This window comes from Nocardia sp. NPDC059177 (genome assembly GCF_042755165.1).
Lineage (GTDB): Bacteria > Actinomycetota > Actinomycetes > Mycobacteriales > Mycobacteriaceae > Nocardia.
In genome coordinates, this window is the sequence record NZ_JBHZBX010000011.1 from 87947 (window position 1) to 102156 (window position 14210).

Consider the following 14210-nt stretch of genomic DNA (forward strand, 5'->3'; position numbering starts at 1 on the left):
TCAAGCCAGGAGCCGACCATGTTCCGCACTACCGCCCACACACCGACGACGATCCAGGCCTGGCTCGTCGAGCGGGTCGCCGACTACCTCGACCGCACACCCCACCAGGTGGATCCGGCGACTCCGCTGGCCGAACTCGGGATGGACTCCGTCTCGGCGGTCTCGCTGTGCGGCGAGATCGAGGACCGCTGGTCCGTCGAGATCGACCCGACGCTGGTGTTCGACTATCCCACCGTCGCCGCCATCGCCGCCTACCTCGCCGACGAGTTCGTCCTCGCGGCATGAGCGGTCAGCGCCCGGACTCGGCAGCCGGCGTCACCACCGAGGGCGACATCGCGATCGTCGGCCTCGACTGCCGCTTCCCCGGTGCCGCCGATCCCGCCGCGCTGTGGCAGCTGCTGCTCGACGGCCGCGACGCGATCTCGGCGGTGCCCGCGAATCGCTGGCACGCCGAGGACTTCCACGACCCGGCAGGCGGGCCCGGCACCATCAACACCCACAGCGGCGGGTTCATCGGCGACGCCGACGCCTTCGACCACGAGTTCTTCGGAATCACCCCGCACGAGGCGGAGGCGATGGACCCGCAACAGCGGCTGCTGCTGCAAGCGAGCTGGCGTGCCTTCGAGGACGCGACGCTCGACCCACGGGCCCAATCCGGTTCGCGCACCGGGGTGTACATCGGCGTGATGGCCAACGAGTGGGCCAACCTGCAGATGTCGGATTACGCCGCGATCACCCCGCAGCACGGCTCGGGCAACGGCTACTTCATGACCGCCAACCGGCTGTCCTACCAGCTCGACCTGACGGGCCCCAGCCTGGCGGTCGACACCGCCTGTTCCTCCTCGCTGGTGGCGGTCCATCTGGCCTGTGCCGCACTGGCTTCCGGTGAATGCGACCAGGCACTCGCCGGTGGTGTGAACCTGGTGCTCACCCCGGCGGTCGGCGTGTTCTACACCCAGGCGGGGCTGTCGGCGCCGGACGCGCGCTGTAAACCGTTCAGCGCCAACGCCGACGGGATCGTCCGGGGTGAAGGTGTCGCGGTGCTGGTGCTGCGTCGCCTGGCCGACGCGCAGGCGGCGGGTCTGCCGATCTACGCGGTGATCAAAGGCAGCGCGGTGAACTCCGACGGCCGCAGCAACGGCATCACCGCGCCGAACCGGTGGGCGCAGCAGCAGGTGATCGGCGAGGCCTGCCGCCGGGCCGGCGTCGAGGCCGGGGCGGTCGATTTCCTGGAGGCGCACGGCACCGGGACAGTGCTCGGGGACATGATCGAGGTGAAGGCGCTGGGCGGGCTGCACGGTCGCGACCGCGCGAAGCCCTGCGGAATCGGTTCCATCAAAGGCAATCTGGGCCACACCGAGGGCGCGGCCGGGGTCGCCGGGATCATCAAGGTCGCGCTGAGCCTGCACCACGGCACGGCGGCGCCGACCAGGTTCACCGACCAGGAGAATCCGCGCTTGCGGCTGGAACACCACGGGCTGCGCCTGCTCGCCGAACCGATGCCGCTCGCCGGACCGTCGCTGGCGGGGGTCAGCAGCTTCGGTATCGGCGGCACGAACGCACACCTCGTACTGGGTACAGCCCCGGTGGCGGCGGATGCCGCGGCGGGTGGCGGTGGGGTGCTGACCGTGTCGGCCGACAATGCCCAAGGACTGGAGCGCAACGCGCAGCGCATGGCGCGGATGCTGAAGTCGGTTCCCGCGGATCGGTTCGCGCAGGTCTGCTGGACGAGCAATCGGGTGAAGTCGTCGGGACGGCATCGGCTCGCGGTCGTCGCCACCGATCCGGCGGAGGCGATCACGCGCCTGCGGGCCGGCGCGGAATCCGGTGTGGCCGCGCCGGTCCGGGCCGGCTGGATGTTCACCGGCCAGGGATCGCAGTTCGCCGGCATGGCGCGGCCGCTCGACGCGGTGAGCGGGTCGTTCCACCGGGCGCTGCGCACCGTCGACGCGGCGATGACGGCGCACCTCGGCTCCTCGATCCGCGAACTGCTGCTCGACGACACCGCCGTCCTCGATCGCACCGAACTCGCCCAGCCGGGGATCTTCGCCATGGAATACGCACTGGCACAGGCACTCGCCGACGCGGGCGTGCGCCCGGCCTGGGTGATCGGGCACAGCATCGGGGAATTCACGGCGGCGGCCGTGGCCGGAGTCGTCGACCTCGACGACGCGTGCCGCCTGGTCGCCGCTCGTGGCAGGCTGATGCAGCAATTGCCCGGCGGGGGTGGGATGCTCGCGGTCCGTGCGACGCCCGCGCAGCTCGCCGCCCTGCTCGACGGCGAGCGCGACGTGGCCGTGGCGGCCGTGAACGGGCCCACCGATCTGGTGCTCTCCGGCGACGCGGCGGCGCTCGACCGGATCCGGACCGCCCTCGCCGAGCAGCAGGTGGTCAGCAAGCCGCTCACCGTGTCGCACGCGTTCCACAGTCCGCTGATGGCGCCGATGCTGGAGGAGTTCGCGGTCCTCGCCCGGGACTGCACCTACCGGGCACCGGCGCTGCCGATCTACTCGACCGTGCGCGGGCGCCTGCTCGACCCGGCCGAGACGATGGACGCCGAGTACTGGGTCGAACATGTCCGCGCCACGGTACTTTTCGGCGACGCCTTGGCGGCGGCGGCCGAGACCGACCCCACCCACGTCATCGAGATCGGCCCGCGCCGCATGCTGACCCCACTCGTCGGGCGGCTGCGCCCCGATCTGCTGCCACGGTGCCTGACGCCGAGCCCTGGTCCCGGCGCGACCGGCCGCGAACTCGCGGAAACCGTCGCCGCGCTGCACCGCGACGGCCTCGACCCCGACTGGGACCACCTCTACGACCCCGAGCAGCGCGTCCGCCGGCGGCTGCCGGTCTACGACTTCTCGACCGAGCACCGCTTCTGGCTCGAACCGACCACGCTCACCACACCTTCCACTCCAGCGGAGGACACCACCATGGACCAGATGATCGCGCTCTTCCGCGAACAGAACGCGCTGCTGGCGAGCCTGGCGCCCGGCGCGACGGCGACCCGCACACCCGGCGCCACCACCGCCCTCGCGCCCGGTGCCACCGCGACTCTTGTGCCGGGTGCCGCCGCGACCATGGTGCCGGGCGGCGCGGCGACCCTTGTGCCGAGCGGCGCCGCGACCATGGTGCCGGGTGCCGCGGCGACCCTCGCGTCTGGTGGCGCCGCGACCGGCGGCTCCCCGCAGGCGGTTCCCGCCGTCGATCCCGGCGTGATCGCCGGCATCGTGCACGGGGAGTGCGGCCGGGTCAGCGGGTACGCCGCCGACCGGCTCCGCGATACCGAAACCCTCACCGGCGAGCTCGGATTCGACTCGATGATGCTCGCGGACCTGTTCGGTGGCCTGATGCGCAAGCTGCCGGGACTGCGGATCGACCCGTCCTGGCCGAGTGCCGCGACCACCCTCGGTGACGTCGTCGGCTACGTCACCGGGCAGGTCGCCGGGACACCCGCTCCGGCACCGACTGCTCCGGTTCCGGCTCCGACCGTTCCAGTGTCGGCACCGGCTGTTCCAGCTCCGGCCCCGAATGTGCCGGTTGCGGCACCGGCTGTCCAAGCTCCGGCGCCGGTCGTTCCGGAGACGCCTGCGGTGGCCGTCACCCCCGAATACCGGATCGCCGACTTCCCCGAGGTGCGGGCGATCGCGGACCGGCTCACCGGCGCGGCGGCACTGGGCCTGGACAACCCGTACTTCCTGGTCAACGACGGCGTCACCCGCGACACCTCGCTGATCGACGGCGTCCCGGTGGTGAACTTCTCCAGCTACAACTACCTCGGCCTGTCCGGCCACCCGGCGGTCGTCGCGGCCGTGCAGGACGCCGTCGCCCGTTACGGCAGCTCCTGCTCGGCCAGCCGGGTGCTCTCCGGGGAGAAGCCGGTGCACCGGGAACTGGAGGCCGAAATCGCCGCGCTGCTGGGCACCGAGGACGCGATCGCGCTGGTCGGCGGCCACTCCACCAACGTCACGATCATCGGCCACCTGGTCGGCCCCGAGGACCTGGTGATCCACGACAGCCTCGCCCACGACAGCATCCTGCAGGGCTGCGTCCTGTCCGGCGCGACGCGGCGGCCGTTCCCGCACAACGACACCGCCGCCCTCGACCGGCTGCTCGGCGAGCTGCGCCCCCGCTACCGGCGCGTGTTGATCCTCATCGAAGGCGTCTACAGCCAGGACGGCGACATCCCCGACCTGCCCGCGATCATCGAGATCAAGAAGAAGCACCGGGCGCTGCTGATGATCGACGAGGCGCACAGCATCGGCGTACTCGGCGCACACGGCGGCGGTATCGGCGAGTACTTCGACATCGACCGCGCCGACGTCGAACTGTGGTCGGGCACGATGTCGAAGGCCCTGGCCGGCTGCGGTGGCTACGTGGCAGGCAGCGCGGACCTGATCCGCTTCCTGAAGTACACGACGCCCGGCTTCGTCTACAGCGTCGGCATGACACCGATGAACGCCGCCGCCTCGGCGGAAGCGATCCGGCAGCTACGCGCCGACGGCACCGCGCTGGAACGTCTGCGCCACAACGCGCGCCTGTTCCTCGAGCTGGCCCGCGCCGCCGGCATCGACACCGGCGACAGCCACGACACCCCGATCATCCCGTGCATCGTGGGCGACTCGCTGCAGACGATGCGGCTGTCGAACACGCTGCTGACCCGCGGCATCAACGTCAACCCGATCATCTACCCCGCCGTCCCCGAAGACTTCGCGCGGCTGCGCTTCTTCATCACCGCCTGCCACACCGAAGAACAGATCCGCGACAGCGTCGCGATCCTCGCCGAAGAGCTCGGCAGCACGCCGATGTCGTCATCGCCAGCGGCGCCTTCGTCACTTCCGGCGCCACGACCAGCACGTATCCGCTGAATCGACATCACCCCGACCCTGCTCGGCCGCCTCGACGGTCACAGCGTGCGCAGGCGACCGGCACCGGTCGACGGACGCTGATCGAACCGCAGGTAGAAGGCCGATTCCAGGCCGAGTCGGGACCGTCGTACGCCCGTGACCGCCGGGAATGGAACACCCGGTCGGTGTGGGGACTAAAGTTGGGGTCCCGGGCGGTTGCAGCACTCGGCCGAAGGGTCCGAATGCAGCGTGAGAGGCGGTGGCATGACTCGACAACTCGGCGAGGCGAAGGTTGGGCAGGAATCCACCGGAGCCCCGCGGACCGACGGTGCCCCGGCGACCCCCGAACCCGCGAAACAGTCCCCGACCGCGTCTGTGCCCAGCTCGGCATCGCGGCGCGTGCGGGCCAGGCTCGCGCGCCGGATGACCGGTCAGCGTGGCATCGCGGCGGTGAAGCCGGTCCTGGAACCGTTGGCCACCGTCCACCGGGAGCTGTACCCGAAGGCCAACCTGGCGCTGCTGCAACGCGCCTTCGACGTCGCCGACGAACGGCACGCCAAACAGTTCCGCAAGTCGGGTGACCCCTACATCACCCACCCGCTGGCCGTAGCGAACATCCTCGCCGAGCTCGGCATGGACACCACCACGCTGGTCGCAGCGCTGCTGCATGACACCGTCGAGGACACCGGCTACTCCCTGGATCAGCTCAAGGAGGAGTTCGGTCAGGAGGTCGCCCACCTCGTCGACGGCGTCACCAAGCTCGACAAGGTCAACCTGGGCGCGGCCGCCGAGGCCGAGACCATCCGCAAGATGATCATCGCCATGGCGCGGGACCCGCGCGTGCTGGTGATCAAGGTCGCCGACCGGCTGCACAACATGCGCACCATGCGCTTCCTGCCGCCGGAGAAGCAGGCCAAGAAGGCCAAGGAGACCCTCGAGGTGATCGCGCCGCTGGCGCATCGCCTGGGTATGGCCACGGTCAAATGGGAGCTCGAGGACCTCGCCTTCGCGATCCTGCACCCCAAGAAGTACGACGAGATCGTTCGCCTGGTCGCCGACCGCGCGCCCTCGCGCGACACCTACCTGGCGAAAGTGCGCGCCGAGATCGTCAACACCCTCGCCGCCTCGCGGATCAACGCGATCGTCGAAGGCCGCCCCAAGCACTACTGGTCGATCTATCAGAAGATGATCGTCAAGGGTAAGGACTTCGACGACATCCACGACCTGGTCGGCATGCGCATCCTGTGCGACGAGGTCCGCGACTGCTACGCCGCGGTCGGCGTAGTGCACTCGCTGTGGCAGCCGATGGCCGGGCGGTTCAAGGACTACATCGCCCAGCCGCGCTACGGCGTCTACCAGTCGCTGCACACCACCGTCGTCGGCCCCGACGGCAAGCCCCTCGAAGTGCAGATCCGCACCCAGGACATGCACCGCACCGCCGAGTTCGGCATCGCCGCGCACTGGCGCTACAAGGAGACCAAGGGCAAGCACTCCGGCGACGCCGCCGAGGTCGACGACATGGCCTGGATGCGCCAGCTGCTCGACTGGCAGCGCGAAGCCGCGGACCCGGCCGAGTTCCTGGAGTCGCTGCGCTTCGACCTGAAATCGCCGGAGATCTTCGTGTTCACGCCCAAGGGCGATGTGATCACGCTGCCGCAGAAGTCGACCCCGGTCGACTTCGCCTACGCCGTGCACACCGAGGTCGGGCACAAGTGCATCGGCGCGCGGGTCAACGGCAGGCTCGTCGCGCTGGAACGGCAGCTGGAGAACGGTGAGGTCGTCGAGGTGTTCACCTCGAAGGCACAGAACGCCGGGCCGAGCCGGGACTGGCAGAACTTCGTCGTCTCCCCGCGCGCCAAGGCCAAGATTCGCCAGTGGTTTGCCAAAGAGCGTCGCGAGGAAGCGCTCGAAAGCGGCAAGGAACAGATCTCCAAGGAGGTCCGCCGGGTCGGGCTGCCGCTGCAGCGGTTGATGAGCGTCGACGCGATGACCGCCGTCGCCCACGAACTGCACTACTCCGACATCTCCGCCCTCTACACCGCCGTCGGTGAGCACCAGGTCTCGGCGCACCACGTGGTGCAGCGGCTGATGGCCCAGCTCGGCGGCATCGGTGACGTGGAGAACGAGCTGGCCGAGCGGTCGACGCCGTCGACCACGCCCGCTCGTCAGCGCGTCACCGGCGACGCCGGCGTGCTCATTCCCGGCGCGACCGGCACCGTCGCCAAGCTCGCCAAGTGCTGTACGCCGGTGCCCGGCGACGAGATCATGGGCTTCGTCACCCGCGGCGGCGCGGTGAGCGTGCACCGCACCGACTGCACGAATGCCGGTTCGTTGCAGGAACAGTCGGAACGGATCATCGACGTCGAGTGGGCGCCCTCGCCCTCGTCGGTGTTCCTGGTCGCCATCCAGATCGAGGCGCTCGACCGCACCCGGCTGCTCTCCGATGTCACCAAAGTGCTCGCCGACGAGAAGGTCAACATCCTGTCCGCCTCGGTGGCCACCCACGGCGACCGGGTCGCGATCAGCAAGTTCACCTTCGAGATGGGCGACCCCAAGCACCTGGGTCATCTGCTCAATGTCGTGCGCAATGTCGAAGGCGTCTACGACGTGTACCGGGTGACCTCCGCCGCCTGACCCGGATCCGGCCCGGGCACCCGCGACAGCGAAGGTGCCCGGGCCGCTTCGTGTCCCGGACACCCCGGCACTTCGCCAGAGATTAGCTGGCGCTCGCGGTGTTTGCTGGGGCAGTGAAAGGGCCCGTTTGGGCAGCGGTTGGGTTGACCGGAATCTGTTACGGTTTAGTGCGTTTCAACGCTCCACTGGTCAGCCGAAACGGACTGTGATGCGGATCGATATGGCTCGGTGCACGACACGACTCACGGTGACGATGATCGCGTTCACCGTCGCTTCGGTGACGGCATCGACAGGCGCGGCCGCCGCGCAGGAGAGCACTCCGGCGGCGCCGTCCACCCAGGTGTCCATCGATGCGTGTCCGGCACTGTACGCCTTGGGGATTCAGGGCACCGGGGAATCGTCACCGGACGCCGCGCCCAGTACCGACACCGGCATGCTGTCCACGGTCTTCCGGCCGCTGCTGGCCCACTCCGCCGACACCGGTCTCCTCGGCCGGGCCTACGTGCCGTACGAGGCAGGTTTCGGCGGCGCCGTACCGGGCGGCGCGGTGCCCTACACCGAATCGGTCGACGGTGGCCTGCGGCGGCTGCGCGACATGGCGACCCAGGTGACCCAGCGCTGCCCCGACACGCGGATCGCGGTGGCCGGGTATTCGCAAGGCGCCCATGTCGCCTCGCTGTTCGCCCAGGAGGTCGGCGCGGGCACCGGTGCACTGCCCGCCGAGAAGGTCGCCGCCGTCGCGCTGTTCGCCGACCCCACCCGCGCCGAGAACGCCCCGCTGTTCCCCGGCGCGCCCGGGCTCACGGTGCCGGCCGCGGCGCCGGGTACCTCCGGTGCCGCGCTGGCCGCGCTCGGCGAGGTCCGCCAGGGTTCGGCCCCCGGCGGTGGGCTGGGCCCGGCCGCCGACCAGACCACTGATTTCGGGCAGTTGACCGGGCGCGTCGCGAGTTTCTGCGCGACCGGTGATCTGGCGTGCGATGCCCCGCAGGGCGCGCCGCTGGTGCGTGCGGTCACCAATCTGGTCAGCCAGGTGAAGCTGTCCGGCGGCGACCCGATCGGGTCGCTGGTCTCGATCGCCGAGGCGCTGGCCTACACCTCGATCAAGACCGCGACCACGGTGGTGAACGCCGATCTCACCGGCAGCACGCTCGCCGATGTGTCGCTGGCGCCGCAGAAGTCGATCTCCCAGCGCATCGCCGACGCCGCCGACCCCCGCAGCACGCTGGATCTGAACGCGTCGTACCAGGCGCTGCTGAAGGTCGGCATGATCGGGCTCAACGCGGTGGTCACGGCCGTGAAAACGGTGCTCACCCCGGCGAATATCGCCGAACTGAGCACCGCGGGCCTGTCGAACCCGCTGGTCGGGCTGACCCTGCTCGGCACGAAACTGGCCGGCGCGGTGCCGGAACTGGTGCCGCCGACCACCGGCGTGCGGCTGGTCAGCGAGGCGTTCACCGAGGTGCAGCGCAATGTCACCGACAACCAGGAACTGCTCGACGTGACCACCTGGGTGCGCTACTGGAACACGATGCAGCGCCATGACGGCTACTCGCGCATGGGCGTTCGCGCCGACGGCGCGTCGCCGACGCAGTACGTGGCCGACTGGTTCGCCGCCGCGGCCCGCGATGTGGCGGGCGCCGCAGGCCACGGCGCGATTCCGGCCGGTGGCTCCGACCGCGGCGCGCCGGGAATTTTCAGCAGCCCGACCGGCGCGTCTACGACAACCAGACCGCCGGGTGGGGGACAATTTCCGTTCGGGACAGGAGCCGATGGCGCCTCATCCGGCGGCGCGTCGATTCCGCCTGCCGCGTCACCCGCAACGACTGCACCCACGACTACCCGTCCGTTCTCTGTGAACTGATCACCGAGAGGTTCTTCGATGCGAATCCATGTGCCCGGCGACGCGGAAAGGGGTGAATGTTGAAGTCGTACAACGAACTGTCGCGCTGGTATTCGGCGCTGGAGCCCGAATCCGGCACAGCCGACCCCGCGCGCCCGGACACCGCCGAGCCGGCGGCCGAGGCCGACGACGGTCCCGCGCGATATTCGCAGCACCCCGAGCGCACCCCGTCCGCCGACCAGGTCGCGCACGAGGACCGCACGCCACCGCACACCGACGCCAGCCACCTGGACACCGCGCCCGCCTCGATCCCGGACGCCGCCGTCATGGATCTCGCGCCATTCGAGGCCGCGAAGCCCGTTGTGCCGGACGTCGTCGTGGACCACCTGGTGCCCGACCGTACCGCCGGGAACTATCCGACCCTGGACCCCGCCCACACCGACCCGGAGCCCGGCCGCACCGTGGGCTACCCGGAACGGGACTTCCGTACCCAGGGCTATCCGGAAAAGGACTTCCGTACCCGGGAATACGACGACGTGGACGACGACCCGTACGAGCCCGCCCCGCCCCCGCCGGCCGAACTGGCCGCCCGGCGCAGCGAATACACCGGCGGCTGGTCGGACTGGGTCGCCGCACCCGGCCCCGAGGACGACTACGACGCCCAGCTCGTCCAGTTCCCCTGGCCCGAGGCCGCCGCCGACGAATACGACGAAGCCCATGTCCTCGCCCCATCGGGCGCGCTGCGCGCCACCCGCGCGCGCAACCGCTCCTGGCTCGTCCTCGCCGTCTCCGTGCTGGTGCTCGTGCTCGCCGCCACCGGGGTGCTGTTCCTGCTGTTCGGGCGCGGGCCCGGCGACACCGCCAAGCATGCCGCGCCACCGCTGCACTTCACGGCGGGAAACCTCACCGCCGAGACCGCGACGGGCGAGTGCCCGACCGAACGCACCGGCAGCGTCGTGCGCAGCGCCGAGGCCGGCGGTACCGGCTCCGGCCCCGACGCCGTGCTCGCCTTTCAGTACGCCTACTACGTGACCCGATCGGGGGAGCAGGCCAGAGCAGTGGTCACCCCCGATGCCGAGGTCGCGCCCGCGGCCGTGATCCAGCGCGGCATCGACTCCATCCCGGTGGGCACCACCCACTGCGTGCGGATCACCACGGTCGCCGACGACCGGTACACCGTGGAGGTCACCGAGTTCCGTCCCGCGGGCGCCCCGGCCACCTACACCAAGCAGTCGGTGCGAACCGCGCTGGTCGGCGAGCGCACGCTCATCACGGGCATCGCGGCAGGGTAAGGAGAGGCGATGACAGACGACTGGAGCCGATGGCTCGACGAAGCCCCCGAGGGGGAGCCGTCGGGCGATGCGGCGCGTGATCCGGCTCCGGTGGTGCGGTTGCGGCGCAAGACCGGTGACCGGTCCGAGGGCACCCGCAGGCCGATCCTGGTGGTCGGCGGTTGCGGCGGCGCGGGCACCACGACCACGACCCTGGGCCTGGCCGCCGAACTGGCTGGGAGCGGGGCGACGGTGGCGGTCGACGCGACCGCCGCGGGCAGCGATCTGGCCCTGCGCGGCGCCGACAAGCACCTGCATCCGGTGAACCTGCAGTCCTGGGTCTACGGCCGCGGCGGTGACGAACCGGCCCCGCTCGAGGACTGCCTGTCGCGTTCGACCTCCGGCTTCGGACTGCTGTGGCGGGACGCGACGCCGCTGCGCAGGCGCGCGACATATCTCACTGTCGCGCGTGCCATCGACACCGGCGGGTACACCGCGGTGTACGACGGCGGCAACCCGATTGCCGGTCGGCAACTGCGTCCCCTGCTCGACGACGCCGATATCGCCCTGGTACTGGCGATTCCGGCGCGCGTCGACGCCGCGAACCGGCTGCGGGTGACCCTGGAATGGCTCGACGACCACTACGGCGACGACGGTGCCGGGGTGGTGGCCGATACGACCATCGTTGTCTCGCACCAGTATTCACAGGACGACTCGCGCGTTGCCGAGCATTTGCGCGAGCATCTGTCGGGCTGGGTCCGCGAGGTCGTGGAGATCCCCTACGACCCGCATCTGGCGCGCGGGGAGCTGGTTCGCCACGCTGAGCTGGCCGAGACGACCCGCGCAGCGTATGGGAGCTTGCTCGCGGGGGTGGCATCATGACGGCCGCTATGAATCTTCGTCGTCGTCGTGAACCGGCGTCCCCCGGGATCGGTGTCGTCGCGCCGGCCGAATCGCTGCGCGCGCCGATCTGGGACCGCCCGGTGCCCGGGGTGGGCCGCGCGCCCCTGGTGTGGCTGCTCGGCGTGCACGGTGGCTCGGGTGCCACCACCCTCGCGCACGTGCTCGCGCCCGCCGCCGACGCCCGTGGGCAGTGGCCGGGCGGGTTCGAGCGGGAATCGCCCTACGTCGTCCTCGTTGCGCGCGAGACCATCTCGGGGTTGACCCGCGCGCACGATCTGCTGCGCCAGCACCACGCGAACCTGGCCGGTCCGTCGCTGGTGCTCGGCCTGATCACCGTGGCCGCGCGGCCGGGGCGGGTGCCGCCGGAGATCCGCCGCTATCGCGACGTGGTCGGTTCGCTGGCCGGGCGCGTCTGGCAGGTGCCGTGGTTCGAGGAATGGACCCTGGTCGAGTCCGAGGCGCTGCCGGTGTGGTCGCCGGGTGACCCCGTGGCGATGCGGAAGCGCCGGATGGATCCGCTCGACGAAGTACCGGTCGAAATCGGTGAACTGGGTGTCGATCTGGTCGCCGCGATCCGGACCTGTATCGGCACGCCCGGAGCAGGGGAGGCTCGACCGTGAACGCCGGGCGGTCGGGCCGCCGGTGGTGTACAAACGTGTGTCGGCGTCGAAGTGTTTGTGGCACAACACCTTTACAGTGGGAGAAAGGCACCCGATGAGCATGATCCTCCTCGCCGTGCAGGACACGTACGGCACTGTCCTGGCCCAGGTGGGTAATCCGACACCGGAAGCTCCTCCCGGGTCGGAGAAGATCCTGCAGCTGGTCCGCTATCTGACCTGGTTCGTGCTGCTGTCGGGTATCTGCGGTATCACCTACGCGGGCGGCAAGTTCGCCTGGGAGCGCTGGACCGGCGGTGGCCTCGAGTCGCCGAAGATGGTGGCCGGCGCCATGATCGGTGGCGTGGTCGCGACCAGCGCGGGCACGATCATGAACGCGGTCATCGGTACGTGATCACTGTGTTCGCCTACAAACAGATCCCGGCCGATGTCCTGGCGCCGATGACCCAGCTGCTCAACTGGCTGCTCTGGTTCGTCCTGCTCTCCTGCCTGGCCTGGATGATCTTGTCGGCGGGTCGGCTGTGGATCGCCTTCCGCAGTGACCTGGCCGTCAACGACGCCTCACACGGCGTGCTGATGAGTCTGCTCGGAGCCGCGGTGGCCAGCACCGCGTCCGCGATCGCGCTGGCGTTCCTGCCGGCGTGAGGGGGAGTGTTATGACACGGCCGGTCGCGGTCGGCATCGCAGTTCTGGCCGCGGCCGTGGGCTGCGGCCACGATGACGACACCGATGCGGGCCCCGGCCTGTCCGCCGCCCCGACCGGGGTGCGCTGGCAGGGCTATCAGGGAATCGCGCTGCCGCACGCCGAGCAGGGCCCGCGCTCGGTGACCGCGGGCGCCGCGACGGGTTTCGAGCATTCTCCGCGCGGGGCCGGGCTCGCGGCGCTGACCCACACCATCCGGTTGTCGGTGGCGCCCGACTCCGAATGGGCGAGCGTGGCCGATCGCGAGCTGGTCCCCGGACCGGCACGCGACGAATGGGCGATCAACCGGGTCCAGCTGTCGATCACCGGGCCCGCCGCGCCCGAGTACGCGCCGAGATTGTTGGGTTACAAAATCGCCGAATACGGTGACGAGCGGTCCCGCGTCGAGATCTACACCGAGTACTCCGACAGGTCACGGGCGGTGAATCACACCACGGTGGACTGGTATCGCGGAGACTGGCGACTGCGGTTACCCGACCCGCTGTCCACCGACCGGCCCGTCGACGCCGTCGACGAATTACCCCCCGACATCGTGATTTTGGAGGCACCGCAGTGAGCGAGAAGGAGCCGGGCACGCGCGAGCGCTCGTCCTTCGGCATGATCGCTTCCGGTGCGCTGCTCGCGCTGATCCTCGTCGTCGGCGCGCTGGTGTACTTCTCCAGTGGCGGCGACGAAGACAGCGAGCCCGTCGTGGCGCCTCCGCAGGCCGCCGGTGGCACCGGGTTCGCCGAGCCGGATGTCGATCTGCTGGGCAGGCGCGTCGACATTCCGAACAACCCGGCGGGTCAGCCGCTGGCGCAGGTGCCGGGAACGCAACGTACACCGGCGGATCCGGACTGGCTGACCGCCGCGCCGGAGGGCACCAAGAAACCGCACGGCTGGCAGCGTGTCTTCGGCGCGTCGGTGCCGTTCTCCACTTCCGACGGGCCGACCCGGATCGAGAACGGGCTGGCCGTCGGCTACGCGCGGACCCCGCAGGGTGCCGCGCTGGCCGCCGCGCAGATCACCTACCGGCTCAACGCCCGGCCCGCCGACCGGGAGCTCTACGTCGAGCAGGTGCGGGTGAGCACGGCGCAACTGGCGGCCTACGACAGCGCGCTGTCGAGTTCCCGGTTGCCGAAACAGCAGCCGGAGACGGTGACCCGGTACTTCGTGGCTCCGGACGCGTTCAAGATCGACGACTATGCCGACGACATGGCGATCGTGCGGCTGGCCTCGCGCGGCCCGGTGCTCGACGGCAAGCAGCTCTACGCGGCCATGCGAATGATCGTGGTGTGGGACGAGGGGGACTGGCGGCTCAAGCCGTCGACCACGACCAACACCCAGACCGAATATGTGGAATCGCTGGCGGGGTGGACGACATGGTGAGCATCGATGTGCAGCACAGTCCGGATC

The 14210-nt window shown here is 70.3% G+C and carries 11 protein-coding genes; all 11 read left to right on the forward strand.

The window, feature by feature from the left end:
* Window positions 1-18: 18 nt before the first annotated feature.
* The 11 genes from ACFXK0_RS16175 to ACFXK0_RS16225 all read left to right on the forward strand — a co-directional run bounded on the left by ACFXK0_RS16175 (window position 19) and on the right by ACFXK0_RS16225 (window position 14183).
* Window positions 19-285, forward strand: coding sequence for an acyl carrier protein (locus tag ACFXK0_RS16175; RefSeq protein ID WP_379411065.1), 267 nt, complete (start codon window positions 19-21; stop codon window positions 283-285).
* Window positions 282-4868: an aminotransferase class I/II-fold pyridoxal phosphate-dependent enzyme gene (locus ACFXK0_RS16180; protein ID WP_379411066.1), complete on the forward strand. Its 4587-nt coding sequence runs from the start codon at window positions 282-284 to the stop codon at window positions 4866-4868. Before ACFXK0_RS16175 ends, ACFXK0_RS16180 begins: the two co-directional genes overlap by 4 nt.
* Before the next feature lie 243 nt (window positions 4869-5111).
* Window positions 5112-7481: a RelA/SpoT family protein gene (locus ACFXK0_RS16185; RefSeq protein WP_379411067.1), complete on the forward strand. Its 2370-nt coding sequence runs from the start codon at window positions 5112-5114 to the stop codon at window positions 7479-7481.
* Between the two features lie 277 nt (window positions 7482-7758).
* Entirely contained in the window at window positions 7759-9342 is a 1584-nt protein-coding gene (locus ACFXK0_RS16190; protein WP_379411068.1) for a cutinase family protein, read from the forward strand.
* A 56-nt stretch (window positions 9343-9398) separates the two neighbouring features.
* A complete protein-coding gene (locus ACFXK0_RS16195; RefSeq protein ID WP_379411069.1) occupies window positions 9399-10613 on the forward strand; it encodes a hypothetical protein in 1215 nt (404 codons plus the stop codon).
* Between the two features lie 9 nt (window positions 10614-10622).
* A complete protein-coding gene (locus tag ACFXK0_RS16200; protein WP_379411070.1) occupies window positions 10623-11474 on the forward strand; it encodes a MinD/ParA family protein in 852 nt (283 codons plus the stop codon).
* Between the two features lie 8 nt (window positions 11475-11482).
* Window positions 11483-12115, forward strand: coding sequence for a hypothetical protein (locus tag ACFXK0_RS16205; protein ID WP_379411071.1), 633 nt, complete (start codon window positions 11483-11485; stop codon window positions 12113-12115).
* A gap of 94 nt (window positions 12116-12209) precedes the next feature.
* A complete protein-coding gene (locus ACFXK0_RS16210) occupies window positions 12210-12506 on the forward strand; it encodes a hypothetical protein (RefSeq protein ID WP_022566424.1) in 297 nt (98 codons plus the stop codon).
* Window positions 12503-12757 (forward strand): hypothetical protein, encoded by a 255-nt coding sequence (locus ACFXK0_RS16215; RefSeq protein WP_379411072.1) that lies wholly within the window; start codon window positions 12503-12505, stop codon window positions 12755-12757. The genes ACFXK0_RS16210 and ACFXK0_RS16215 overlap by 4 nt, the downstream gene beginning before the upstream one ends.
* Window positions 12758-12768: 11 nt before the next feature.
* Window positions 12769-13371 (forward strand): hypothetical protein, encoded by a 603-nt coding sequence (locus ACFXK0_RS16220; protein WP_379411073.1) that lies wholly within the window; start codon window positions 12769-12771, stop codon window positions 13369-13371.
* The gene (locus ACFXK0_RS16225) at window positions 13368-14183 is read left to right on the forward strand and encodes a hypothetical protein (protein ID WP_379411074.1); all 816 of its coding nucleotides are present in this window, start codon (window positions 13368-13370) and stop codon (window positions 14181-14183) included. Before ACFXK0_RS16220 ends, ACFXK0_RS16225 begins: the two co-directional genes overlap by 4 nt.
* The last annotated feature ends 27 nt before the right edge of the window (window positions 14184-14210 follow it).

What these genes read in the sequence shown, in the direction of transcription:
- ACFXK0_RS16180 (WP_379411066.1), top strand. Translation starts at nt 282, where the DNA reads ATGAGCGGTCAGCGCCCGGACTCGGCAGCCGGCGTCACCACCGAGGGC.
- ACFXK0_RS16205 (WP_379411071.1), top strand. Translation starts at nt 11,483, where the DNA reads ATGAATCTTCGTCGTCGTCGTGAACCGGCGTCCCCCGGGATCGGTGTC.
- ACFXK0_RS16175 (WP_379411065.1), top strand. Translation starts at nt 19, where the DNA reads ATGTTCCGCACTACCGCCCACACACCGACGACGATCCAGGCCTGGCTC.
- ACFXK0_RS16220 (WP_379411073.1), top strand. Translation starts at nt 12,769, where the DNA reads ATGACACGGCCGGTCGCGGTCGGCATCGCAGTTCTGGCCGCGGCCGTG.
- ACFXK0_RS16200 (WP_379411070.1), top strand. Translation starts at nt 10,623, where the DNA reads ATGACAGACGACTGGAGCCGATGGCTCGACGAAGCCCCCGAGGGGGAG.
- ACFXK0_RS16185 (WP_379411067.1), top strand. Translation starts at nt 5,112, where the DNA reads ATGACTCGACAACTCGGCGAGGCGAAGGTTGGGCAGGAATCCACCGGA.
- ACFXK0_RS16210 (WP_022566424.1), top strand. Translation starts at nt 12,210, where the DNA reads ATGAGCATGATCCTCCTCGCCGTGCAGGACACGTACGGCACTGTCCTG.
- ACFXK0_RS16195 (WP_379411069.1), top strand. Translation starts at nt 9,399, where the DNA reads ATGTTGAAGTCGTACAACGAACTGTCGCGCTGGTATTCGGCGCTGGAG.